Origin of the sequence: Porphyromonas asaccharolytica DSM 20707, from assembly GCF_000212375.1 — a bacterium.
Lineage (GTDB): Bacteria > Bacteroidota > Bacteroidia > Bacteroidales > Porphyromonadaceae > Porphyromonas > Porphyromonas asaccharolytica.
This window is the reverse complement of record NC_015501.1, coordinates 15,497-40,416: the sequence shown is the minus strand read 5'-3', so window position 1 is coordinate 40,416 and position 24,920 is coordinate 15,497. Positions and strand designations below refer to the sequence as shown.

The following is a 24,920-nucleotide window of genomic DNA, read 5'->3' as shown; positions in this document are numbered from 1 at the left end:
GCGTGTTAGAAGATCAACTTACCACACTGGCTACAGTGTGTCGGCTCTTTGCCTAGGAGACGATTGCGTACGATACTCTCGATGCGATCCCGTAGATCCTCTAGGGGCATGAGTGCGATGACGTCTCCAACGAAGGCTACGCTCAGCATGACCCGTGCTTCGTGCTCGGGGATACCACGTTGCATCATGTAGAAGAGAGCCTCCTCATCGAGGTGCCCTGTCGCCATACCGTGCGAGCATTGCACATCGTCAGCATAGATCTCTAGCTGTGGCTTGCTGTACATGCGTGCCTCGGACGAGAGGAGCATGTTGCGATTGCTCTGGTAAGCTTCGGTCTGCTGTGCCGACTGCGCTACGAAGATGCGCCCCGAGAAGGCTCCCGTGGATTGCTCCTCGAGGAGGTTCTTAAAGAGCTGCGTGCTATGACACTTTGGCTTGATATGCTCGACACGTGTGAAGGTGTCGACATGCTGTGTGCCATTGGTCACAGCAACCCCGCCCAGTGTCTGCTCAGCATGCTCGCCGAGGAAGCGTGTCCGGAAGCTATTGCGCGTTATCCCATTATTGAGCGTATAGGCGGCGAGGGTCACTTGGCTCTCTGCCCCCTGGCGTAGGAAGTAGGCGCAGGTGCGGTGCGTCTGGTGGCTATTCTCCTCCATGTCGAAGAGCTTGAGTTGAGCACCATCGCCGACGTAGATCTCGGCCACTTGGTTGACGAGGAAGTTGGTGCGATCTATCGTATGGTCGCAGACGAGGACAGAGGCTTTGGCACGATCACCGATGATGATGAGCCAGCGACGAATGCAGAGGAGTGGCTCCTGAGCGTGGAGTAGCTGGACGAGCTGCACGGGCTGCTCGAGTTCCATACCATCGGGTACGTAGAGGACGAAGGCGTCCTGCACGAAGAGCGTATTGAGTGCGATGGTACCGTCAGTGTCTACCTCGGCTATCTGCCCGTAGTAACGTTCCGCCAGGTCGGGGTACTCCTTGACAAACTCCTTGATAGAGCCTACGAAGACCCCTTCGGGGAGCTTGCGCTTCTGGTTGGCGTAGTGGGTGTAGAGGTAGTTGCTGTTGAGTGCACTCGCCTTGATGGTGAGCTCATTGACCGATAGGTCACAGCTATACTGCGGGAGCTGCTTATGTCCTGCGGGGGCTAGGTCTAGCTCCTGTAGGTTGATCCCGTAGTCGGGAGCGTAGAGAGCCTCGACATCCGTGCGCTGCCAGTCCTCCATGCCGAGCTGGGGTAGGGCGTACTCGTTCAGAGCTTCTAGAGCGAAGTCTCGCTGCGCTTGTAGCACAGGTAAACTGTGCTGCTCGATGTAGTCCTGCTGAGACTGGTAAAGGTCTAGATACTGCAGGTGTGCTGTGGGTGGTTGCTTACGTGGACTCATTGCTTCTCCTCTTTAGCTACCTCTTCTTTGATCCAGTCGTACCCCTCGTCCTCTAGTCTGAGAGCTAGCTCGGGCCCGCCTGATGTGACGATCCGACCCTTGTACAGAATGTGAACAAACTGCGGCTTGATATAGTCTAGCAGTCGCTGATAGTGGGTGATGACGACGCAAGCACTGTCGGGACGCTGGAGCGTGTTGACACCGTGTGCGACGGCACGCAGAGCGTCAATGTCTAGTCCGCTGTCGGTCTCATCGAGTATCGAGAGACGTGGCTCGAGGACTGCCATCTGGAAGATCTCGTTGCGCTTCTTCTCGCCACCAGAGAATCCCTCATTGACCGAACGCTTGAGGAGACGGTCATCGAGACCGACCACCTCACGCTTCTCTTTTAGCATCTTGAGAAATTCGCCAGCGGGCATTGGCTTCTCGCCCTGAGTCTTGCGACGCTCGTTGAGTGCTGAGCGCATGAAGTTGACCATGCTCACGCCCGGTATCTCTACGGGGTACTGGAAGCTGAGGAAGAGTCCAGCGTGTGCTCGCTCGACCGCATCCATAGCCAGCAAGTCCTGACCGAGATAAGTCACTTCGCCAGAGGTTACGGTAAAAGCAGGGTGCCCTACGAGGACAGACGAGAGGGTACTCTTGCCACTTCCGTTGGGTCCCATGATAGCATGTGTCTCACCCTCACGGATAGTGAGGTTGATCCCTTTAAGTATTTCTTTGTCGCCTATATTGGCGTGAAGATTCTTTATATCGAGTATTACGTTGCTCATAGTAGTGTGTAATCTGTATCTATATAATGTATAGCGGGGGGCTAGCCGACACTCCCCTCGAGGGTTACGGAGAGGAGCTTCTGCGCCTCCACGGCAAACTCCATCGGGAGCTTGCTCATCACCTCACGGGCGTAGCCGTTGACGATTAGACCGACTGCCTCCTCGGTAGTGATGCCACGCTGGTTGCAGTAGAAGAGCTGATCCTCATTAATCTTAGAGGTGGTCGCCTCATGCTCCACGACGGCAGAGTCATTACGAATGTCTGCGTAAGGATAGGTGTGCGCTCCGCAGTGGTCGCTTAGGAGAAGGCTGTCGCACTGCGAGTGGTTGCGTGCATTCTCTGCAGAGGCTGCTATGGAGACCAGTCCGCGGTAGCTGTTTTGGCTACTACCCGCTGAGATACCCTTGGAGACGATGGTGCTGCGGGTGTTGCGCCCGAGATGGATCATCTTCGTGCCAGTGTCCGCCTGCTGATAGTTGTTGGTCACAGCGACAGAGTAAAATTCTCCCACCGAGTCGTCACCCCGTAGGATGCAGCTGGGATACTTCCAGGTGATAGCCGAACCCGTCTCGACCTGTGTCCAGGAGATCTTGCTGCGGTCGCCACGACACAGTCCACGCTTGGTGACGAAGTTGTAGATACCGCCTCGCCCGTCCTTGTCGCCTGGGTACCAGTTCTGAACTGTCGAGTACTTGACCTCCGCGTCGGTCTCAGCGATGATCTCGACGATGGCAGCGTGTAGTTGGTTCTCGTCACGCATCGGAGCCGTGCAACCCTCTAGGTAACTCACGTAAGCTCCCTCGTCTGCCACGATAAGTGTACGCTCGAACTGTCCCGTATTGGCCGCATTGATGCGGAAGTAGGTCGACAGCTCCATCGGACAGCGCACGCCCTTGGGGATATAGACAAAAGAGCCATCACTAAAGACCGCTGAGTTCAGCGCTGCAAAGTAGTTGTCGTGCGACGAGACCACCTTGCCCAGGTACTTGCGCACGAGGTCTGGGTGCTCACGCACCGCTTCGTTGAAAGAGCAGAAGATGATACCCAGCTCCTTGAGCTTTGTGCGGAAGGTCGTTTTCACCGAGACGCTATCCATGACCGCATCGACCGCCATATTGCCCGAGAGCATAGCCCGCTCGTGGAGTGGTATGCCAAGCTTGTCAAAGGTCTTTTCGATCTCAGGATCTATGGTGCCGTCTCCAGGAGTCTTGTGACGAGGAGCCGCATAGTATATAATGTCTTGATAGTCTATCTCAGGGATTGATAGATGCGCCCAGTCGGGACGCTCGAGTGTGAGCCAGTGATGGTAAGCCTTGAGACGAAACTCTAGGAGCCACTCGGGTTCTTCTTTTTTTGCCGAGATGAGACGTACCACCTCCTCGTTGAGCCCCTTGGGGATGGTCTCCGTATGGACATCGGTCACGAAGCCATACTTGTAGTCCCCCTGGGTGATGTCGTCGAGGATATCCTCACCCGTCGGAGTCACCGCACGCACCTCTGTGTCAGTAGGCGTGGGGATCGGTTGCTTAGGATTATATTCGCTATTCACTTGATTGTTGCTTTAATTGTTTATCCTGCCAAGAGGTCAGGTCGCCCAGCGCAGCCCAAGAGATCAAGCCACGGACTGGGTCATATAGTCTAGACTTGTCACGCTGATCCCGTCGAGGCTCAGCTGGCTCGCCCTCTTTACTTGTGATGTCGGGTAGCTGTTCCAGCACCCCTCGAGGCAGTATGAAGTCGGTTAGATTAAATATAAGGCTAAAGAATATGATGACAAAGGCTCCCGCAAAGAGAGCTCCCATAAGTTTATTGACAACTGAGAGCGACGAACGCTTAATCGCTCTCACCGTAGGACGTGCTAGGAAGGCGATGCCCCAGCATGAGAGGGAGAAGGTCGCCACATAAGCGCCTACCACCGCCACCCCGTGGGGCAGTCCGAAGGTTTGTGAGATCCAGAGTGCTACGGGTACACCTATCCAGCGCACCACTATATAGCCGACAGTGATGCCCAGCACAGCGATTAGAGCCGACACGACACCCCGCTTGAATCCCTTGAAGAGTGCCCACGCTGTGCAGCCCATGACCATATAGTCAATCCAATTAAGCGTATCCCCTTCCATAGTCTTTGTCAGCTATTTCTGTCTCTCTCCTAGTAATGTGATGAAGCGCTCTAGTGTCTCTCTAGTACTACTTGGTGTGAAGCTCCTGAGCAGGTCGATCGCCTCTTGGTGAATGTGCTGTATCTGCCTCTCTGTGTAGTCGATGCCGCCCCGTTCGTTGGCTATGCGGAGGAGGTACTCGATCGAGTCAGATCCGATAGGTTGCTGTAGATACGAGATGATCTCGTCACGCTCCGTAGGAGTCGCATGGTTCAGGACATAGAGTAGAGGAAGAGAGACCTTGCCCTCGATAAGATCGTGACCCGTAGGCTTGCCCACATCTAGAGCTGTGTCATAGTCGAAGAGGTCATCCTGTAGCTGGAAGGCACGCCCCATCAATTGCCCTAGACGGGAACAGCGCTTCACCTGCTCCTCGGTAGCATCTACGCTCAGAGCTCCCAGCTTGGCACTTGCCTCAAAGAGTGCTCCCGTCTTACGATCTACCACGGCATAGTAGTCCTCCTCACGATAGGTGTGTGCCTTCGAGAGGGATAGCTGCATCAGCTCTCCGATAGAGAGATCGCGCCCAGCCTGAGCGACGACACGTAGCATCTCAGGGGTGTGCTCTCGCGAGACTAACTCTAGAAAGGCGGTCGAGAGTACATAGTCTCCCATCAAGACCGCCTGGTGATTGCTGTAGAGTGCATTGAGCGTAGGCTGTCCACGCCGTGTGTCCGACCAGTCGATGACGTCATCGTGGATTAGCGAAGCGGTGTGGAGTAGCTCTATGACCAGTGCCGCTGAGAGCGTCTGCTCATTGGTCTGTCCTGCGCAGAGCTGAGCGCATAGCCCCACGATGATCGGACGAATATGCTTGCCCGAGGAGAGCCGCAGATGCTCTAAGGCGTGCGATAGTACAGGCGCATCACTCTGTAGTGACTGCCTGAAGTCCTGCTCGAAGGCCTCGACAAAGTCCGTTATCGGCAATAAAAGCTGCGCACGCTCCTCTTGACTCATCATCTCACTTGTCTTTATACCTCTAGACTCTCCACCTCTTGGATCCACATACTACTCACCGCATCGCTCGGCATGCGCCACTCTCCACGTGAGGAGAGCGAGACGCTCTGCACCTTAGGCCCATCGGGCATCGCATTGCGCTTGAACTGCTGAGAGAAGAATCGCTTGAAGAAGACTCCCATCCAGTGCTTGATCTCTTGGGGCGTATAAGCTCCCTCGAAAGCAACCTTCGCCAGGTAAAAGATCTTCTTCGGCTCGAAGCCATCAAGTAGGAAGTGATAGATAAAGAAGTCGTGTAGTTCGTACGGCCCCACGAGATCCTGCGTCTGCTGCTCGCTGCCAGCCTTCGTGTCTTTGATCGGGAGTAGCTCGGGGCTAATCGGCGTAGCGACGATGTCTTGTAGCGTCGTGGCTAGTGGCGTGTCACCAGCCTGGTGCGTAGCATACCACCCGACGATCAGCTGTACGCTCGTCTTCGTGATACCACTATTCACCGCATACATAGACATGTGGTCCCCATTGAAGGTGCACCAGCCCAAGGCGATTTCAGACAGGTCTCCCGTCCCGATGACGGGCGCATGGTACATATTGGCCAGATCCATCAGTATCTGCGTCCGCTCACGTGCCTGAGCATTCTCAAAGGTCGCATCCTCCCGATTACCCTTATAGTCGATGGCTGAGAGATGCTGCTCCGTCGCCTCCTTGATATCTATCTCACGGATCGTCACACCCAGCTCCTGCATCATCGTGTAGCCGTTGCGATAGGTGCGCTCAGAGGTGCCAAAGCCCGGCATCGTCACTGCAATGATCTGCTTGCGATCCAAGCCCAAGAGGTCAAAAGCCTCTGCCGTCACCAGTAGAGCCAGTGCCGAGTCTAGTCCGCCCGAGATGCCGATCACGGCATGCTCCGCACGCATGTGCTTGAGGCGCTGTATGAGCCCGCACACCTGTATCTGAAACATTTCGTGACACCGCTCCTCTGGGTTCGCCCCCTCAGGCATAAAGGGATTGCGCTCGATGATACGATCCATAGGCTGTGACTCCTCCTCCGAGCGTAGCGTGAAGGGGATGCTTACCAGCTCCTCCTCGTCGGTAAAGTGATTGACCGCACTCTTGAAGCTACTATTGATCAGTCGCTCGCCATGGATACGAGACACGTCGATGTCGCTCACGATCATCCGCTCCTTGTACTCGAAGCGGCGCATCTCCTTAACGATCTTGCCCACCTCAGCGATAAACGCTTTGCCTGTGTAGACTAGATCGGTCGAACTCTCGCCATAGCCACTAGAGGCGTACACATAGCCACAGATAGACTGCGACGTGGCACCACTGATCAGCGAGCGGAGGTAGTCATGCTTGCCCGCATTCTCATTGCTCGCAGAGAGGTTGAAGATGATATGTGCTCCATAGAGGCTGAGGCGTGTGCCAGGGGTAAAGGGCGTCCACATATCCTCGCAGATCTCGATACCGATGCCCACCTGTCCACATTTGAAGATAATGTTGCGCCCGATAGGCACCGTGTGGGGGCCCATCTGCACCGTCTTATATTGTAGCGAATCACTGGGCGAGAACCAGCGCTTCTCCTGAAACTCTCGGTAGTTCGGCAGATAAGTCTTAGGGATCGCTCCTAGGATCTTACCATGCTGGAAGGCGACCGCCCCATTAAAGAGTTTCTCCTCCACTTTGACTGGCATACCGACGATGACCATCACGTCAGTCTCGGCCGTCTCCTCGACTAGCTGGCATAGCGCCTTCTGAGCCTGTTCCAATAGGAACGACTGATGAAAGAGATCCCCACAGGTATACCCCGTGATAGATAGCTCGGGAGTCGTAAGTATCTCTACTCCTAGCTCCTCCGCCTGAAAGATCATCTCCTTGATGCGGCTCGTATTGTAGTAGCAGTCAGCCACTCTGACATAGGGCACAGCGGCCGCTACCTTGACATATCCATAGTTCATACCTTCGACTGTAGTCTCTTATAGTGCATTACGCCACAAAGATACGAAATTAGAAGTTAGAAGTTAGAGATTAGAAATGAGAGAGCCGAGTTCCGATCATCCCGATGGCTCCGACAGCTCTGATTCACGCTGAGAACTCTAACCAACATCCGACCGTCGCCGCTTTCCTCCGTAGGAATTGCGAAATTCCCACGGAGCTATTTTTTATTTTCCACGTAGGCGAGGAAAAATTCTTCGGAGGAATCAAATGAAACTTCCGAGGAATCAAATGATAAGTCCGAGGAATTTTCTAATACCTCAGTGGAGAATAAAAAATCTCCACCGAGGAGTTTGGGGATTTCCTCAGTGGAGATTTGAAACGCTTGTCAGATGTGTAGCTCTTACATCGCTATTGCATCATCTGATAGGACCATATACTGCTTTCGCTTAGCGACGGTGCTGGAACTTGTAGTACCGGGCTCTCTGGGGCTGAGCTGACGTCGTCTTGTACTGCTCGAAGGCTAGACGACGCATCTGGCTAGCTGACTGCGATTGCTGCTTCTCAAAGATCTGGATGAATGTGACTCCTTCTTTGATGAAGATTTGACAGAAGATCTTGCTTGAGGCATCCCAACCGTACGCATAGCCCTTGTCGGCATGAGTCTCAAACTTATTGCCGTAGCCATTCGTCGTAAACCACTCCTTGAGCTTGGGATCAGCGAAGTCTTCCGGGCCCTTGATGACGTTGACAATGCTGTTGATAAACTTGGTCTTAGCACTAGATACATAGTAGACTAGCTGGAAGTTTGACTCAGGGATAGACTCCTGCTTCGTCTCGAAGAGCAAGTTCTTGGCGTCTTCATTGGACTTTTCGGCGTCAAAGTTGCGGAAGCCGAGGGTGCTCTCAAACTCCTTGATCTTGGCGACATCACCTGTTGCGAATGTCGCATAGTCGGGGAAGTCCTTAGCATTCGGGAGGATAGGATGCGCTGTGGGCAGCTCTCTCTTCTCTAGAAACTCGATGATGAGGGTAGACTGTAGCTCACTATTTGGTTCGTCATAGATCGTTACTTGGATACTGGAGTTGTCACTCTTGGTCCCAATCTTACAGGGAGTACCATTTTGGAACTTGCTCTGCTCTAGATGATCAAAGCCATAGTCTGCAAGCATAGCTTGTGTCCTAGGACACGCGGCTAGGCTCTCCTTGCTGAAAGCTATGATTACCTTTTCACCAGACTGAATGCTGAGCCCATAAACGGCGCCAGTGATGGTCAGAGCGGTATTGACAAATCCTGGAAAAGTAAGATCACCACCATCGGAACCCTTACCGATGGTGACAGGCTTCAGCGTGCGACCCACAGCCTGCTCATGCTTGAGGACATCGGCATCGACGGGGACTCCCTGAGCGTCTTGCTCTATGGCAAACTTGAGCAGAGGAAGCTCGGTCTGATCGGTGGTGCCACCTCCCTGATCTTCAGTCACCATGACGGCGACACTGGCAGACTGACCAGCAGCAGAGACAGCAATCGTCGCACTACCAGCCGCAACGCCCGTGACGAGGCCCTGCGCATCGACAGTTGCTATGTCGGGCTTGTCACTTGTGAAGGTGACGGGTGTGTCGGCAGGTGTGACTGTATAATTGATCCGAGCATTACCACCCTTTTTGATAGATAGGGCCGTGGTCTCGACTTCTAGCTTCACTGCGGGAGCCGTGTTAGATACAGTGACGACGCACTGCTGTGTGAGCTTGCCTACCTGAGCGGTGATGTGAGCCGTGCCCTCAGCGACCGCTGTGATGAGCCCTTTAGCGTCGACGGTAGCTACTTCAGGCTTGTCACTGGTGAAGGTCGCGGTAAAGATCTGGCCAGCTGGCTGAACGGTGACTGTGAGCTGCTGGGTCTTCCCGACCTGCAGCGTGATAGCCGTAGGGGATAGTGTCAAGCTGGTAGCCTCGGTGACTACGGGTGTAGGCTTGTCCCCGCGGCATGATGCGAGTCCTACGACTAGTAGGAGTGTGGATAGAATGACTGAAAGAGTTCTCATAGATGATACTGTATTGATCTGTTTCTCGTATGTGACTTGCAGGCGCATATTTCAGGGTCTAGTGCAAGGTCTAGTGCAAGGCACTCACAAATGTAGGCAAAAAACTTTATAAGGTGTTTGATAGCCGATCTTTTTAAAGACTTCGCACATTCCTGCGAGAGGAGTTTCACAAACATCGCTGAGGTTAGCGGGATCTAGCGAATCTTCAAGGTTGGGGTGGGGAGTAAGGCCCTGAGACGAATCGTTTCTGTATCTTTGCAGTGCAACAGATCGATAAGAAGATGGATACATTACGCTGTGTAAGATATTTGCTGAGCTGCTGGGTTCTCTCCCTGCTGCTGGTCTCGTGTGGCAAGGGGCACTCAGACGAGGGCTCTACGAGGAGTGCTGAGAGTGACACCACCTCCATGATACGCTATGCCGAGGGGCTACAGATAGAGCATGCCGGTGCGGTGACGCTGGTCACCATCTCAGACCCGACACATGACAGTAGCGAGGTGTATCGCTACGCATTAGTGCCTCGCGAACAAGCGCAGGAGCTAGCTGCTGAGGTGCCTGAGGGCTTTACCATGATAGAGACTCCAGTGCGTCGGGTCATCGTGATGACGACGCTACAGCTCTCTAACTTTATCAAGCTTGATGCGGTAGACCGTGTCGTGGGCATGCCGAGTACGCGCTTCCTCTTCAACGAGGAGATGCAGTCACGACTGGCTTCCGGTGCGGCTAAGCGTATTGGTATCGAGGGCAACTTCGACAGCGAGCTGATCATGACACTGCACCCAGACATTATATTAGTGAGCCCCTTCAAGCGGGGTGGTTATGATGTGATCAAGCAGCTGGACATACCGCTGATTACCTTCCTAGGCTACAAGGAGACTTCGCCACTAGGGCAGGCTGAGTGGATTAAGTTTACGGCACTACTGCTCGGTATGGAGGAGCGTGCGGAGACGCTTTTCAGCACCATTGAGGAGCGCTACCATGAGCTACAAGCATTGATCACGGATGACTTGATCCGCCCGAAGGTGCTTAGTGGCGAACTGCACGGCGGCAACTGGTATGTGGTCGGTGGTGCGAGCTACTTAGCTCACCTCTTTGAGGATGCGGGCGCTGACTACTTTATGGCAGACGATAAGGAGTCGGGAGGCTTCTACGTTGACTTTGAGACGGTCTATGCTAAGGCGGCCGATGCGGACTATTGGCGCATTGCGAATAGCTACGATGGAGCCTTCTCTTATGATGTGCTGGGCAAGACAGATGCACGCTATCGGGACTTCAAGGCTTATCGGGACAAGCAGGTGCTGTACTGCAATTTGCGAGAGAGACCTTTCTACGAGCTGTCACCCGTGGAGCCTGAGGTGGTCTTGGCGGACTTGATCCACGCCTTTCACCCACAGTTGCTTCCGGATCATGAGCCTGTCTTCTACTCCATATTAACCCAATAAGGCACGGAGAAGCTATGCGACGTCTTGTTATAGCCTTTACAGTTATAGGACTCCTTATACTGGTGCTTTTTGTCCTCAACTTATCGCTGGGGACGATCGCTATTCCCTTCGATGAGGTGGTGCGCATACTCTTCGGACGTGACGGTGAGGGGAGTGAGATATGGCGCAACATCATCTGGAAGAGTCGCTACCCGCAGACGATTACGGCGCTGGTCGCGGGTGCGGGGCTCTCGATCAGTGGTCTACAGATGCAGACGGTCTTTCGCAATCCGCTGGCGGGCCCCTCGGAGCTAGGTATTAGTTCGGGAGCTAGCCTAGGCGTAGCAACCTTTATTCTGCTCTCGGGGAGCATTAGCCAGAAAGCACTTGTGCGGATGGGCTTCGTGGGGGAGATGGCGGTCTCGGTGGCAGCACTCCTCGGTGCGCTCATCGTGATGTCGATCATCATGACGATGGCGCAGCGTGTCCGTGGCAATGTGGTGCTACTGATCATGGGTGTGATGATCGGCTACATAGCGAATGCGATCATCGGGGTGCTGAAGTTCTTTAGCAACGATGAGGATGTGCGGAGCTATGTCATCTGGGGCTTAGGAAGCTTTGCAAAGGTGAGTGGCGATCAAGTAACTACTTTTGTCCTCATCATGCTGGTGCTGATACCGCTCTCATTCTTGCTGATCAAGGTACTTAACTTGATGCTCCTTGGGGAGAACTACGCTCGCAGCCTCGGGCTGAACTACGGGCGGGCACGTCATCTTGTCATCTTCTCGGCTTGTCTGCTGACCGCTATCGTGACCGCTTACTGCGGTCCGATCGTTTTCATAGGGTTGGCGGTGCCGCATCTCTGTCGCACTATCTTTGCCTCCTCCAATCATCTGACTCTGATGCCTGCGGTGACACTCGTGGGTGCACTCCTAGCACTCTGCTGCAATCTAATCGCTCGTATGCCCGGGATGGAAGGTGCATTGCCGATCAACTCGGTGACGGCGCTCATCGGTGCTCCGATCGTGATCTGGGTACTATTTGACAAACGACGTAGAGAGGAACTGTAATCGTATGACTAGCCACGCAACGATAGAACTTTGTGACCTATCGATAGGGTATCACCAGATGAAGCGCACGCGCGTCGTAGCGAGTGAGCTCAATGCTACTATCTGGTCAGGACAGCTCACTTGCCTCATCGGGTCAAATGGTGTGGGCAAGTCGACGCTGCTCAGGACGATCGCAGCCTTTCAGCCGAAGCTCGGTGGTGCGCTACTGGTCGAAGGCAAGGAGATACAGCAGTATACCGCCAAAGAGCTGGCGCGACGTATCAGCGTCGTGCTAACGGAGCGACTCATCATGAGCAATACGACCGCCTACGAGATGATCGCCTTAGGACGGAGCCTCTACACGGGATTCTGGGGGCAGATGGATGAGAGCAACCGTCAGGCGGTCAACGAAGCGATAGAGCTGGTCGGCATACAACCTCTAGCCAAGCGAATGATCGACTCGCTCAGTGACGGCGAGCGTCAGAAGGTGATGATCGCCAAGGCACTAGCTCAGGAGACACCCATCATACTACTAGACGAACCGACCGCCTTCCTAGACTTCCCCTCGAAGGTGGAGATGCTGCAGCTCCTCCTTCGCTTGTCTCGTGAGGCGCACAAGACGATCTTCCTCTCCACGCACGACCTAGAGCTGGCTCTCCAGATAGCCGATCAGGTGTGGCTCCTCGATGATAATCACGTGCTACATATGGGTCCGCCGAGGGCACTTGCCAGTGACGGCACCTTGCCCAGCTACTTCGCAGCAAAGGGAATCGACTTCGACCCCGAGACACTTCACTTCTCTATTCACGCCTCAAAGGTATGATACTAATCATCGGAGGAACCACAGAGGGGCGCAAAGCGCTCGAAGTATGTGAGGAGGCGGGCAAGCCTTTTTACTACTCCACACGAGGAGCTTCGCAAGAGCTCTCGATGCACCACGGGATACGTCTAGAGGGAGGTATGAATGGTGAGGAGATGGCGCACTTCTGTACGGAGCGGGAGATCGCCCTCGTCGTAGATGCGGCGCACCCCTTCGCTATGGGCGTGCACCAGAGCGTGGCTGATTGCGTAGCTCGCCTGCAGCTCCCTGTGATCCGGTACGAGCGTACCTTCCCCGTCCTGCCCGCCTCGGTTGTAGTGCTAGACTCCTTTGACGCTGCGCTGACGTATCTCCTCAAGCACCAGCCCCAGCGACTACTAGCCCTGACAGGTGTTAACTCGATCGAGCGACTGAGAGCCTACTGGACCCAGCATGAGACCTATCTGCGGGTGATGCCGATCGCAGAGACCGAGGAGCGACTACGTCAGAGCGACTTCCCGCCAGAGCGGGTGGTCTACTATGATAAGGAGCAGTGTGATCGAGAAATCTTTGCCACACTCCAACCAGACATGATCCTGCTCAAGGAGAGTGGCGACACGAGTGGCTTCGCGGCAAAAGTGGAGGAAGCACTCGCACTCGGCATCACCGTGCTGGTCATCCGAAGACCACAGATCCCTTATCCTGCCACAGTTACCGTCGAGGGTCCCGTAGGACTTCGCCGCTCCATAGAGAGACTACTGGGGAGCGACTTCTTCCCTCAGCGCATCGGCTTAACGACTGGCACCACTGCCACGGCTGCTGCTACAGCTGCTCTGCTCACACTACTCAACGAGGAGTCTTACAGCGAGGTGACCGTGACCCTCCCTCAGGGCGAGCGAATCCCCTTTCCGATCCAGCAAACCGAGCTAACAGAGCAAGGTGCTCGGGCAGTCGCTATCAAGGATGCTGGCAGCGATCCCGACGTAACCGATGGCGCAGAGATCGTTGCTGACTTGTCACTTACGCAGGCACACAGCGGGGTTGCCTTCCTCCAAGGCGAAGGGGTAGGGCGCGTCACGCTCCCCGGCATCGGACTAGACATCGGAGAGCCTGCCGTCAACCCTGTACCGCGTCAGATGATGCGTCAAGCACTCGGCTCTTTGGTCGACCTATCCCAAGTAGGCATCGACCTAACCATCTCCGTCCCCAAGGGACGTAAGCTCGCTCAGAGCACCTTCAATCCACGGCTAGGCATCCTAGACGGCATCTCTATCCTCGGCACTACAGGGGTCGTGCGTCCCTATTCGAGCGAAGCCTTTGTTGAGTCGATACGTCGTGAGCTGGAGGTGAGCAAGTCGGTCTACGGCAAGCATCTCGTGCTCAACTCAGGCGGACGCAGCGAGCGGTACCTCAAGGGGCGCTTTCCCGACCTGCCCGCCAATGCTTTCGTTCAGTATGGCAACTTTATCGGGGAGACGCTCAGCCTCGCCAATGAACTGGGCTTCCCGCAGATCACCCTAGGCATCATGATCGGCAAGGCGGTCAAGCTGGCGGCTGGCGAACTAGACACACATAGCAAGAAGGTGGTGATGGACAAAGCCTTCATCACCGCCCTTGCCTCTGCTAGTGGTGCAACCGCTGAGCAAGAGCAGCAGATCAGCGAGATGACCCTAGCTCGCGAACTATGGCAGATCTTCCCCGATGGCACACATCCGCTCTACCAGAGCATTGTCGATCATTGCTATCAAGTCTGCAAACCCCTCGTTCCCTCAGCACAGCTCGAGGTACTTCTTATCCCTGACTCACAACTTTAGTCAATCACTTATGACATCTCTTCCCTCCCTCCTCATCGCAGCGCCCCTCTCTGAGAGTGGCAAAAGCACGCTCACCATGGGCCTTCTTCGTGCTTACACACGCCGTGGACTGGCCACTCAAGCCTTCAAGTGCGGCCCTGACTACGTAGATCCTAAGCTACACAGCGTGGCAACGGGTCGCCCGGCGGTCAATCTGGACCTCTTTATGTACGGAGCCGAGCGGGTGCAGGCACTCTACCACTACTATAGTCAGGATGCTCAGGCAGTCATCGTGGAGGGCGTGATGGGACTCTTTGATGGTTACGATCGGGACAAAGGTTCCGCGGCGGACATTGCTCGGCTCCTAGACCTACCGGTCGTGCTCGTCGTGACACCGCGCTCGATGGCTTACACGGTGGCTCCGCTACTCTACGGATTGCAGCACTTTGACCCAAGGGTTAAGATAGCGGGAGTCATCTTCAACAAAGTCTCCTCGGAGCGTCACTTGACCTATCTCACGCAGGCTGCCGCAGATGCGGGCGTGCCAGTGCTGGGGTCGCTGCCTCGTGTTGACGACATCGCCATCCCCAGTCGCTACTTAGGGCTGGACGTTGACGACTTGGCGCAGATAGATCGCTATGCCGATCAGGTGGCCGACCTCTTAGAGCAACATCTAGACATTGACCGACTCCTAGCCATCTCCTCAGAGCGAAAGGAGCAGTCTTACGAAGCACCCACTCTGCAAAAGCACTCTTCGTCAGCTCCTCGTCGCATAGCGGTGGCTCGTGACGACGCTTTCACCTTTCTCTATCAAGAGAATGTGCGCCAGCTAGAGCAGTGGGGCGAGATAACTTACTTCAGTCCACTCTCTGACAGAGCACTACTGCCGAGTGACTTTGTCTATCTGCCGGGTGGCTACCCCGAGCTACACTTGGAGCAATTATCAGCCAATAAGTCGATGCTGGACAGTCTCCGTGACTACATCCGTGAGGGCGGTGCCATGCTTGCCGAGGGCGGAGGTATGCTCCTCCTCTGCGAAGCGATCATCGATGAGAAAGGCACCCCCTATCCGCTCGTGGGGGCGCTACAGCAGACCGCCACGATGCAGCAGCGCGGGCTAGCTCTTGGCTACCGACAGCTCGAGATAGCAGGCGTGGCGGTGCGTGGACACGAGTTTCATTACTCCCGCATCCTCGATCCGCTACCCTCGACAGCACAGCAATACAATGCGTGGGGCGACCCCGTGGCGACCGCACTGTGGCATACAGGTCGCTGCTATGCCACCTATACGCATCTAGCCCTTACCGAGGAGCTCTTAGCCCAACTGCTGTAGCTATTGGCCGTTAGCTAGAGGCCCTAGAGCCACTAGGACTACTAGTGCCTGGCTCTAACCTCTAACCTCTAATTTCTAACCTTTACCTCCTCTCTTCTTAACTTTTCGTATCTTTGCGGACAACATCCTTGAGTGGTGGTGCATCAGCTCGTCGGTAGAGCGATGCAAGAGGGAAGTCCAGTGAGAATCTGGTACAGTGCCCGCTACTGTGATCCCCCTATTTCACAGAGCCTAGCACAAGATGAATACAAGCCACTGTCTGACGGAGGTCAGGTGGGAAGGCGGTGTTAGGCTGGGGTAAGTCAGGAGACCTGCCACTACTCGTAACTTAGTATATAACTGTGTACGCTCGGTGGCAAGTGTACCTTAGTGCTATGTCAATCGATCAGATGCATATCTCTCAGGAGGCACTGCGCTTGTGGGCGTGGGGCTACGGCTGTACTATGCCTCAAGTTATGCTGATGGACTTCTAGATTGGATCTGACCTAGCGGATAAAAACAACAACCGTATGACGCAACGATACCTCCGTATACTCCTATTATATATGACTGCACTACTAGGCGGGCTGTCGCTACAAGCGGGCAATAAGATCTTTGAGACTGACTCGCTCTTTGCGGCTATGGGACCGAATGACAAAGGGGCTATCCTCGTAGTTCACTTTGGCACAACGCACGACGACACCCGTCGGGTGACCCTCGATGCGATCAATGAGCGCATAGCTGCCGCCCATCCTGATCTAGAGGTTCGTCAAGCCTATAGCTCTCGTATCGTGCGCAAGCGTCTAGCAGCGCGGGGTATAGAGATCCCCACGCCTGGCGAAGCACTTAAGGAGTTAGCGCAAGAGGGCTTTACTCATCTGCTGGTGGTCTCGACGACGATCGTCGATGGCGTAGAGATGGAGTCGCTCTCCTACGAGGTGGCTCACTTGCAGCAACTCTTTAAGAAGATCCGGCTGGTGACCCCTTTACTCTTCTACGAAAGCGACTACAAGGACTTGGTTTCTATCATGACGGCTCATCTGGATCCTGAGGTGGCTTACCTATGGGTAGGGCACGGCACCTACGATAGTGCTACAGCTCAGTACGCTATGCTGGATCACTACTTGCAAAATCACGGCTATGATCAGGTGATCGTGGGCTGTGTGGAGGGCTACCCTTACTACGAGGAGGCTCTAGAGCGTCTGCGTGCTACAGGCCTTAAGCGAGTCTCTCTACAGCCACTGATGATCGTGGCAGGTGAACATGCCAAGGAGGATATGCTCCAAGAGTGGCAACCCCGTCTAGAGGCTCTCGGCTATCAGGTCGAGAGCGTGGTGCGTGGTCTGGGCGAGCTCCCTGAGGTGCAGGAGATGATCGTGAAGAAGGTCGACTTCTTCATGACACATCATCGTCTCTCGATTATGGACAAGAAAGCGATCTATGAGGAGACGGGCGAAAAGTTACACCAGTCTGACTCCATAGCTCAGTAAGCCGATGAGACGTAGCTGCTTTTACCTATTCCTGCTACTAGCTAGCTGTGTGCTCCCGCTCACTGCGCAGCGGGATACGCTCAGTCACCGTCGTGACACGATAGACTACAAGAGCCTCGGCGAGGTGATTGTCGTGGCGCCTACGCATAGACGTATCATGCAGCAGCAGGCGCTCTCGGCTATCAGCCTAGATGTCAAGCCTCTGATCGCCTCGATGGGTAGTCTCAACGAGTTGGTCGCTCAGAGTTCGGGGGTACGGCTCAGAGAGTCTGGTGGGGTAGGCTCTAGCAATGAGCTTTCGATCAATGGTATGTCGGGGCATGCTGTCCGCTACTTTATCAATGGAGTGCCGCTCTCCTCGATGGGCGAGGGGGCTTCGCTCGCTACGCTGCCGGTGAACCTCATCGATCGTGTCGAAATCTACAAGGGGGTCGTGCCCCCTGAGCTGGGTATGGATGCCCTCGGTGGAGCGGTCAACATCGTGACTAACAGCCGCGGGGAGAGCTATCTGGACTGTTCGCTACGGGGAGGCTCCTTTCACACCTATGCCTTAGATCTGACGGGGCAGTATAGAGAGCAGCGGAGTGGCTTTACGGTACGTCCTACGCTACGCTACCAGTACTCCAAAAATGACTACATCATGCGTGGTGTGGAGGTGTGGAATGCTGAGACGCAAGAGTACGAGCGGCGAGACTTCCGACGCTTTCACGATGGCTACAAGTCGCTCTTGGGACGACTACAACTGGGCGTGACCAAAAAGCCTTGGGCAGACGCCGCCCTGCTTGGGGTGGGCTATACAAAGAGCGTGAGTGAGATACAGACCGGTTTTCGCCAGACGCTAGTCATCGGCGAGGCGATGCGTGATCGTGACGACTTGAGCTTTTCAGCGCATTATGCCAAGCGCAATCTCTTTACCCCTGGGCTATCCGCTACGATAGATGCTTCCTTCGCTCGTAACCATATCATAATCACAGATACCGCCTATCGCAAGTATAGCTGGGACGGTACCTTCGTAGAGACACACTACAGTGAGGTGATGCGCCGCACTCGTATGATTCGCCACACGGTGCGTCCTACCTGGACGGCACGGGCTAACCTCGCCTACACGCTCCCCAAGGGCGGGCATCTTAATTTCAACTATCAGATGACCGCCATAGCCAATGAGCGGTACGACACTTACGATCCTAATTTTGAGGCTTCGAGAGATCGTATGGGAAGGCACATTATGGGGCTTTCGTATGGCACGACGCTTCTCAATGGACGTCTGCGTGGAACGGTCTTTGTCAAGGACTACCTCTATCACGTTGCCATCGAGCAGGCTGATATGTACTGGCTGACAGGATCGGACAAGGTGCCTGCGCAGCAGACGAAAAACCAAATGGGCTATGGTCTAGGCTTACGCTACACCATCGCTAACGAGCTAGCGATCAAAGGTTCCTTCGAGCGTGCCACTCGTCTGCCGACAGCTCGCGAATTGATGGGTAATGGCGCCAACATCTACCCTAACTTCAAGCTCCACCCCGAGCAGGCTTACAACCTGAACTTAACGCTCTACGGTCAGGCGCAATGGGGCGACCTGCACTTTCTCAACTACGAGGCGACAGCCTTCTATCGTGACATCTCCAACTACATTCACCGTGTGGTCATGGGTGATGTCGAGAGTCAGTACGATAATGTCGGCTCGTCACTCGTCATCGGAGGCGAGATGGAGGTCAAGTACAACTACGCCAACCTCCTGGACCTCACGCTCAACGGCACTTACACCGATGAGCGTGACCGCACGCGCATCAACATCTACGGTAAGCCGAACCCGACCTACGGCTATCGGATACCCAACGACCCCTTCCTCTATGGCAATCTACTCCTAGGGGCTAACTGGCGCAAGCCGTTTGGCATTCAAGCAAGTGCCATACACTTCAACGCTGGACTGGGCTATATCCACTGGTTCTACCTCACGTGGGCAGCTTTCGGCCGCAAGAACACTAAAGCGATCATTCCGACTAGCTACGACCTCTCAGCAGGGGTCACCTGGAGCTTTGCTCACGATCGCTACTCCATATCACTGCAGAGCAGCAATTTGCTAGACCGTCCGCTCTATGACAACTACATGCTACAGAAGCCTGGACGCGCCTTCTACTGCAAGCTCCGCATATTCCTGAACTAGAAAACATACTCATACTAACAATCCAAACAAAGATTATTATGACAAAAGCTTATCGCTTAGTGGCGACTCTCGTGGCCACCCTCGTCACACTCTCGTTTACAGCGTGTGACTCAGATGCACCAAGCCCTCAGGAGGAGGTGACCGTAGGCTATGACCTATGGGTGCCTATAGATGGAGCCACAGGTCAGTCAACCGCTAACACTGATCCGCACATCATCGCACGTGTCGCTGACCTGACCAAGGGTGTTTTCAGCATCAAGGGCGAAGGGGCAGAAACCTCAGCGTCTCCTCTGACTCCCTATGTAGTGTATCACAAGGGCTACTACTACAGTGTCTCTCGCGAGGGACGCTTCGGCAAGTTCCGCGTCTCCAACACAGGCATTGAGACAATCAAGGAGTTCCCTATGCCACAGATCCTCGACCGTCGCTTCTCACACGCTTGGCTAGACGACAACACACTCGTCATGGTCAGCTCAGTAGGTGACAAGCAGGAGATGTCGTGGGTCAAGGTCGATGTCAATAAGATGGTCATCACTGCTGAGGGCAAGCTTGACCTACCTAAGCCTGAGGAGGGTGAGATCTTTAACTCCAGTGGTCTGCTTGGCTACCGCAAGGCTGACAACACGCTCATCTACCCACACGTCTATATGGAGAAGTCTAAGAAGACCTCCATGGCACTACCTCCCAAGCGTAATGAGATCTACATCGCATTCATCGACGCTACTACGATGCAGGTCAAGAAGATCGACAAGGATACACGCTGTGAGCACCTGAGCTCTACCTCTTTTGGTGAGACCCGCTGCCAGAAGACTTTCTTCGACTCTAAGGGCAACTTCTACTTTGCTGCTGCTACTTGCAATATCCCCGAGAATGCTAAGAAGAAGAGCAGTACGAAGCAGCGTAGCTTCCTCTTCCGTGTCAACGCTGGCTCTATGGAGACGGACAAGAGCTTCGACGGCTATGCACAGCCTCGTGGCAAGATCATCACCGTCTTCCCGCTCAATGATGACGAGGTGCTCCTCTATATGCAGGATCCAGACTTCAAGGAGAAGGGCAATACCGACTGGAGCAGCAAGACGAACCGCTATATCTACTACTGGCTACGCTGCAACATCAAGACGCAGCAGGTCGAGCATATCAAGGATATACCCTTTAGCAATGGTAACTATGGCCAGCTAGCCGTTCGTAATGGCAATACGGTCAGCATCGGTGCCAATGTGGAGGGAGCTCCCACGACCATCTACCAGTACAATATCAATACTCGCAAGGTGACCAAGGGTGCTACGCTAGCTGATGGCTTCGAGATAGATCGCATCACGCCAGTCGTCAAAGAGTAAACTTCTAGTACGGCTACACTAGTGGCTGAGCTACTAATACGGATCTCTCTTTCGTGAGAGACTCACCACACGGTGCGGCTGCTGCGTTTGCTGGCGGTCGCACCGTTGCTTCTTATGGGAGACCTCACACCTTAGGAGACCTCTCTTATAAACAATGACAACCCTATAATCCTATTACATACAACTATGCGCTGGCTTCACAAAGTACTAGGCACTGTCTGTGCTCCGCTCTTCCTCTTATGGTTGATCTCTGGAGGGGTGATGATCTTTTGCTCCTTTCCTCGCTTAGGGGACAAGGACTTACCGCTGCAAGACACCCTCGCGGCCTCGGTGGCTCTACCGTCGGAGGCTACGCTACTGGCTAAGCTCCAGCCTGGCGAAGAGCTGACGGCACTCGCACTCACTACGCATTGTGGCAAGCCGGTGTGGCGTGTGGAGACGAGCGAGGGGGGGTATCTGTGGCATGCGGACTCGCTCCTCACGACAGCTACGGATTCGGTGCCAGAGGCTTGGTATGAGCAGTATGCGTCGCGCTTTAGCTCTGCGCCCATCGTGGCGGTTGATACGATACGACACATAGACACGTGGACGCCTTACCCGAGGGTCAAGAAGGATCTGCCCCTTTACCGATACCGCTTTGACGATTCTGAGGGAACTTACCTTTATCTCTCTAGTCAAACGGGCGATGCGGTACAGCTCTGCACTCGTTCGGAGCGCATTGGGGCATCGTGTGGTACGATCCCCCATATGTTTTACTACTGGTGGCTACGGCAAAACCGCACCGCTTGGCTCTGGGTCATCTCGATCTTTGCCTCGCTCGCTGTCATCGCTGCATTTACGGGGCTATACCTCGGGATACGTCTCTACGTCCGTATGTGGAGACGGACGAAGCGGTTGCGCAGTCCCTACAAGCGTCAGAAGACTTTGCTCTGGCATCTCGTCGGTGGTGTCATCTTTGGACTATCGTTGACGCTTTTCGCCCTCAGCGGGGTGATGTCGCTCTACGATCTGCCATCGTGGATCGTGCCTCAGCATGAGACTGAGACGAAGCGCAAGGAGGCGCAGGTCGCAGAGGCTCCACAGCTGGGCCGCTCGGACACTTATGACTACCGCTTGCTGCTCGGCCTAGTTGGCGTGCAGCAGATCACTTGGCGCAGCTATGGCGGACACCCTTACTACGAGGTGCAGCGCCACGGACAGCTAGAGAGTTGGGACGCGCTGGGTGAAGCTCCACAGCCGTTGCATCTGACCGAGGAGGATATCAAAGCTAAGCTCACGCCTGTATTGGGTACCTCCGACATGCAGATCGAGCTAATGGATCACTACGACAACTACTACGTCAGTCTAAACAACCTCTACGAGCTACCGATCTATCGCATCTCGGCACAGGACAAGGAATCGAGCCGTCTCTACATCAGTCCGACGACAGGGGAGACACGCTATTACAGTCTCAACGGGCGGGTCAAGAAGTGGCTCTACCCCTTCTGTCACAACCTCCGCATCGGCTTCTTTGCAGAGCATCCGACACTGCGCATCATCTGCATGTTGGTGCTGGTGCTAGGTGGTTTGGTCGTCTCGGTGAGTGGCGTAGTGCTCGGTTTTCGCTATCTTCGCAGAGTAATTCGTCGGGCAAAGTCTCGCCATAATAAATAGGAGGTGTGTCAAGCCCGTCCAACAATAGCAAAGAGAGACTATGAAAAAGATCTATATAGCCGGCATCGGTCCCGGCAGTCCTGAAGATATAACGCCCGCTGTGCATCAAGCCCTCAGAGAGGCTGATGTGGTGGTGGGGTATGCTTACTACTTTCAGTTTATCCAAGAGTACCTACACGAGGGTGCTGAGTGCATCGACACTGGTATGCGTCAAGAGCGTGAGCGAGCCAAGCTAGCTATCGAGCGAGCCGAGGCTGGGCAGACCGTTTGTGTCATTAGCTCTGGCGATGCGGGCATCTACGGGATGGCTCCGCTCCTCTATGAGATGTGCGATGAGCGAGGCAGTAATGTAGAACTAGAGGTCCTGCCTGGTATCTCCGCCTTTCAGAAAGCAGCAGCCCTCCTTGGGGCACCCATTGGTCATGATCTCTGCATCATCTCGCTGAGTGATCTGATGACTCCGTGGGCAATCATCGAGCGACGTGCCATAGCGGCTGCGGAGGCTGACTTCGTTACGGCACTCTACAACCCTAAGAGCATCAAGCGGTACTGGCAGCTGGAGCGTGTGCGGGAGCTATTCCTCAAGCATCGCTCACCCGATACGCCCGTAGGACTGGTGCAGCAGGCAGGTCGTCCCGATCAGCGTGTCTGGACGACGACTCTACGAGAGCTGGATACGCAAGAGGTGGATATGTTTACCGTCCTCATCATTGGCAATAGTCAGAGCTACCTTTCAAAGGGCAAGATCGTCACGCCACGAGGTTACTACCGTAACAAAGAAAGTGACGAGGAGAAGGTCGGACAGCGCATTATGAGCGAAAGCTTTCGCACGATCCTCTCGCTACTCAAGCAGCCCGAGAGCTATCCACTCGACCATCTATGGGCTATGCTACACGCTGTCCATACGACGGCCGACTTTGAGATGGAGGAGCTACTCTATAGCGACCCCAATGCGGTCTCTCGCATTTACCAAGGCTATGTCGATGGCAAGATACGCACCATCGTGACCGACGTGACGATGGTCGCCTCAGGCATCCGCAAAGGAGCCTTGGCACGCTACGGTATCGAGGTGCTCTGCTACTTGCATGACCCACGTGTGGCTGAGATGGCTGAGCGACTAGACATCACCCGCACACAAGCTGGTATACGGCTCGCTGTCGAGGAGCATCCCGATGCGCTCTACGCTTTTGGCAACGCTCCGACGGCACTCATGGAGCTGGCACACCTCATTCGCCAGGGCAAGGCTCACCCCGCTGGAATTGTCGCAGCACCCGTCGGCTTCGTCCATGTGTGCGAGTCAAAGCATATGGTCAAGCCCTTTCACGACATTCCTAAGCTCATCATCGAGGGACGAAAAGGGGGTAGCAATCTAGCGGCAACGCTAGTCAATGCGACCCTCAGCTATGGCGATGCCGAGACGCTCAAGCCTGGTCGTGACTTATGAAAATCATCCTCATAGGACTTAGCGACGACCGAGAGCAGCGGTGGAGCCCAGAGCTGCTGGAGCGGCTCGCTGGCGAGCGCGTCTTCTCAGGAGGGGCACGGCATCACGAGATCGTTCGAGAGATCTTGCCGACGGAGTATCACTGGATCGATATAACTCCACCGATAGACGATGTGATCGAGCAGTACAAAGCGTACGATACGGTCGTCGTCTTCGCTTCGTGCGACCCCATCTTCAACGGTATCGGGCAGCGCATCATGCAGCTTCTTCCCGAGGCTGAGATCGAGCTGCACCCTTACTTCCACTCCCTGCAGCTCCTCGCTCATGCGGCCCTGCTACCTTACCAAGATATGCACGTCGTGTCGCTCACGGGGAGACCGTGGCAAGCTTTTGATGCAGCACTGATCTCAGGCGAGCGCATGATCGGCATCCTGACCGACCGCAAGGAGCACACCCCTCAGCGCATAGCCCAGCGCATGCTCGACTACGGCTATGACAACTACAAAGTCATCGTCGGGGAGCATCTAGGCAATAGGGAGCTACAGCAGCTCTCCCGCCTCTCCATTGCGGAAATGGCTGAGCGCACCTTCGCCTATCCCAATAACTTAATCCTCATTCAGACCAAGCCCTTGCTCCGCCCCTTTGGCATCCCCGATGCGGACTTCATCCCACTCAATGGACGTGAGCGGATGATCACCAAGCGGGCGATACGTCTTGAGACGCTCTCCCAGCTAGACCTGCACCAAGCGCACGTCCTGTGGGATATCGGCTCCTGCACAGGCTCCGTCTCCATCGAGGCTCGCCTACAGCAGCCGAGCCTGCAGGTGGTTGCCTTCGAGATACGTCCCGAGGGCGCAGAGCTCCTCGATGCCAATGCGCGTCGTCACCACACCCCGGGCATCACCTTCTGTGGGGGCGACTTCCTCTGCGCCGACCTAAACCCACTGCCTCAACCTGATACTGTCTTCATCGGAGGGCATGGCGGGCATCTGCAGGAGATCGTCGAGGAGGCGTGGCATCGTCTCGCCATAGGTGGACGGATCGTCTTCAACTCCGTCTCGAGCGAGAGCGAGGAGACCTTCAGACGAGCCATTGCATCCGTCGGTGGCTCCATCGCCTCCACAACCCGTATGCAGATCGATGACTACAACCCGATAGCTGTCTTACAAGCGACCAAAAGCACACACTAATTAG

At 54.9% G+C, this 24,920-nt stretch carries 18 protein-coding genes and 1 riboswitch; of the genes, 11 read left to right on the top strand and 7 right to left on the bottom strand.

The genetic code is table 11. The features are described 5' to 3' along the window. Positions 1-5: 5 nt before the first annotated feature. The 7 genes from sufD to PORAS_RS00110 all read right to left on the bottom strand — a co-directional run bounded on the left by sufD (position 6) and on the right by PORAS_RS00110 (position 9,264). On the bottom strand, positions 6-1,394 hold the full coding sequence (gene sufD / locus PORAS_RS00140; RefSeq protein WP_004331726.1) for a Fe-S cluster assembly protein SufD: 1,389 nt from the start codon (positions 1,392-1,394) through the stop codon (positions 6-8). Beyond that, entirely contained in the window at positions 1,391-2,155 is a 765-nt protein-coding gene (sufC, locus tag PORAS_RS00135; RefSeq protein WP_027451393.1) for a Fe-S cluster assembly ATPase SufC, read from the bottom strand. Before sufC ends, sufD begins: the two co-directional genes overlap by 4 nt. 53 nt (positions 2,156-2,208) lie before the next feature. Further along, positions 2,209-3,663, bottom strand: coding sequence for a Fe-S cluster assembly protein SufB (sufB, locus tag PORAS_RS00130; protein ID WP_044211472.1), 1,455 nt, complete (start codon positions 3,661-3,663; stop codon positions 2,209-2,211). A 46-nt stretch (positions 3,664-3,709) separates the two neighbouring features. Beyond that, on the bottom strand, positions 3,710-4,288 hold the full coding sequence (locus tag PORAS_RS00125) for a CvpA family protein (protein WP_013759715.1): 579 nt from the start codon (positions 4,286-4,288) through the stop codon (positions 3,710-3,712). 12 nt (positions 4,289-4,300) lie between these two features. Beyond that, positions 4,301-5,287 (bottom strand): polyprenyl synthetase family protein, encoded by a 987-nt coding sequence (locus PORAS_RS00120; protein ID WP_052306456.1) that lies wholly within the window; start codon positions 5,285-5,287, stop codon positions 4,301-4,303. An 11-nt stretch (positions 5,288-5,298) separates the two neighbouring features. After that, positions 5,299-7,242, bottom strand: coding sequence for an NAD(+) synthase (locus PORAS_RS00115; protein ID WP_013759713.1), 1,944 nt, complete (start codon positions 7,240-7,242; stop codon positions 5,299-5,301). A gap of 426 nt (positions 7,243-7,668) precedes the next feature. After that, the gene (locus tag PORAS_RS00110; RefSeq protein ID WP_044211096.1) at positions 7,669-9,264 is read right to left on the bottom strand and encodes an Ig-like domain-containing protein; all 1,596 of its coding nucleotides are present in this window, start codon (positions 9,262-9,264) and stop codon (positions 7,669-7,671) included. Between the two features lie 281 nt (positions 9,265-9,545). On the opposite strand from PORAS_RS00110, the gene PORAS_RS00105 reads away from it, so the two are divergent. The 11 genes from PORAS_RS00105 (at position 9,546) to PORAS_RS00055 (ending at position 24,916) form a co-directional block, all read left to right on the top strand. Next, the gene (locus PORAS_RS00105) at positions 9,546-10,706 is read left to right on the top strand and encodes an ABC transporter substrate-binding protein (RefSeq protein WP_013759710.1); all 1,161 of its coding nucleotides are present in this window, start codon (positions 9,546-9,548) and stop codon (positions 10,704-10,706) included. Positions 10,707-10,720: 14 nt separating this feature from the next. Beyond that, positions 10,721-11,755: an iron ABC transporter permease gene (locus PORAS_RS00100; protein ID WP_004331757.1), complete on the top strand. Its 1,035-nt coding sequence runs from the start codon at positions 10,721-10,723 to the stop codon at positions 11,753-11,755. Between the two features lie 58 nt (positions 11,756-11,813). Next, a complete protein-coding gene (locus tag PORAS_RS00095; RefSeq protein ID WP_342626106.1) occupies positions 11,814-12,557 on the top strand; it encodes an ABC transporter ATP-binding protein in 744 nt (247 codons plus the stop codon). After that, the gene (cbiD, locus tag PORAS_RS00090; RefSeq protein WP_013759708.1) at positions 12,554-14,347 is read left to right on the top strand and encodes a cobalt-precorrin-5B (C(1))-methyltransferase CbiD; all 1,794 of its coding nucleotides are present in this window, start codon (positions 12,554-12,556) and stop codon (positions 14,345-14,347) included. Before PORAS_RS00095 ends, cbiD begins: the two co-directional genes overlap by 4 nt. Positions 14,348-14,357: 10 nt before the next feature. After that, positions 14,358-15,659: a cobyrinic acid a,c-diamide synthase CobB gene (locus PORAS_RS00085; protein ID WP_013759707.1), complete on the top strand. Its 1,302-nt coding sequence runs from the start codon at positions 14,358-14,360 to the stop codon at positions 15,657-15,659. 119 nt (positions 15,660-15,778) lie between these two features. Next, positions 15,779-15,992: riboswitch (cobalamin riboswitch) on the top strand. Positions 15,993-16,204: 212 nt separating this feature from the next. After that, positions 16,205-17,128, top strand: a complete 924-nt coding sequence (locus PORAS_RS00080) for a sirohydrochlorin cobaltochelatase (RefSeq protein WP_245528028.1) — start codon at positions 16,205-16,207, stop codon at positions 17,126-17,128. A gap of 4 nt (positions 17,129-17,132) precedes the next feature. Continuing rightward, entirely contained in the window at positions 17,133-19,292 is a 2,160-nt protein-coding gene (locus PORAS_RS00075) for a TonB-dependent receptor plug domain-containing protein (protein WP_013759705.1), read from the top strand. Between the two features lie 38 nt (positions 19,293-19,330). Continuing rightward, a complete protein-coding gene (locus tag PORAS_RS00070) occupies positions 19,331-20,629 on the top strand; it encodes a hypothetical protein (RefSeq protein ID WP_004331722.1) in 1,299 nt (432 codons plus the stop codon). Positions 20,630-20,815: 186 nt separating this feature from the next. Then, complete coding sequence (locus tag PORAS_RS00065; RefSeq protein ID WP_013759704.1) at positions 20,816-22,282, top strand: PepSY domain-containing protein; 1,467 nt, start codon at positions 20,816-20,818, stop codon at positions 22,280-22,282. A 40-nt stretch (positions 22,283-22,322) separates the two neighbouring features. Beyond that, positions 22,323-23,726, top strand: a complete 1,404-nt coding sequence (gene cobJ / locus PORAS_RS00060) for a precorrin-3B C(17)-methyltransferase (RefSeq protein WP_004331774.1) — start codon at positions 22,323-22,325, stop codon at positions 23,724-23,726. Next, positions 23,723-24,916: a bifunctional cobalt-precorrin-7 (C(5))-methyltransferase/cobalt-precorrin-6B (C(15))-methyltransferase gene (locus PORAS_RS00055; protein ID WP_013759703.1), complete on the top strand. Its 1,194-nt coding sequence runs from the start codon at positions 23,723-23,725 to the stop codon at positions 24,914-24,916. Before cobJ ends, PORAS_RS00055 begins: the two co-directional genes overlap by 4 nt. Positions 24,917-24,920 lie beyond the last annotated feature (4 nt).

Coding starts and splice junctions, on each gene's coding strand:
- sufD (WP_004331726.1), bottom strand. CDS start 1,394: ATGAGTCCACGTAAGCAACCACCCACAGCACACCTGCAGTATCTAGAC.
- PORAS_RS00125 (WP_013759715.1), bottom strand. CDS start 4,288: ATGGAAGGGGATACGCTTAATTGGATTGACTATATGGTCATGGGCTGC.
- PORAS_RS00120 (WP_052306456.1), bottom strand. CDS start 5,287: ATGATGAGTCAAGAGGAGCGTGCGCAGCTTTTATTGCCGATAACGGAC.
- PORAS_RS00115 (WP_013759713.1), bottom strand. CDS start 7,242: ATGAACTATGGATATGTCAAGGTAGCGGCCGCTGTGCCCTATGTCAGA.
- PORAS_RS00110 (WP_044211096.1), bottom strand. CDS start 9,264: ATGAGAACTCTTTCAGTCATTCTATCCACACTCCTACTAGTCGTAGGA.
- PORAS_RS00105 (WP_013759710.1), top strand. CDS start 9,546: ATGGATACATTACGCTGTGTAAGATATTTGCTGAGCTGCTGGGTTCTC.
- PORAS_RS00100 (WP_004331757.1), top strand. CDS start 10,721: ATGCGACGTCTTGTTATAGCCTTTACAGTTATAGGACTCCTTATACTG.
- PORAS_RS00095 (WP_342626106.1), top strand. CDS start 11,814: ATGAAGCGCACGCGCGTCGTAGCGAGTGAGCTCAATGCTACTATCTGG.
- cbiD (WP_013759708.1), top strand. CDS start 12,554: ATGATACTAATCATCGGAGGAACCACAGAGGGGCGCAAAGCGCTCGAA.
- PORAS_RS00085 (WP_013759707.1), top strand. CDS start 14,358: ATGACATCTCTTCCCTCCCTCCTCATCGCAGCGCCCCTCTCTGAGAGT.
- PORAS_RS00080 (WP_245528028.1), top strand. CDS start 16,205: ATGACTGCACTACTAGGCGGGCTGTCGCTACAAGCGGGCAATAAGATC.
- PORAS_RS00075 (WP_013759705.1), top strand. CDS start 17,133: ATGAGACGTAGCTGCTTTTACCTATTCCTGCTACTAGCTAGCTGTGTG.
- PORAS_RS00070 (WP_004331722.1), top strand. CDS start 19,331: ATGACAAAAGCTTATCGCTTAGTGGCGACTCTCGTGGCCACCCTCGTC.
- PORAS_RS00065 (WP_013759704.1), top strand. CDS start 20,816: ATGCGCTGGCTTCACAAAGTACTAGGCACTGTCTGTGCTCCGCTCTTC.
- cobJ (WP_004331774.1), top strand. CDS start 22,323: ATGAAAAAGATCTATATAGCCGGCATCGGTCCCGGCAGTCCTGAAGAT.
- PORAS_RS00055 (WP_013759703.1), top strand. CDS start 23,723: ATGAAAATCATCCTCATAGGACTTAGCGACGACCGAGAGCAGCGGTGG.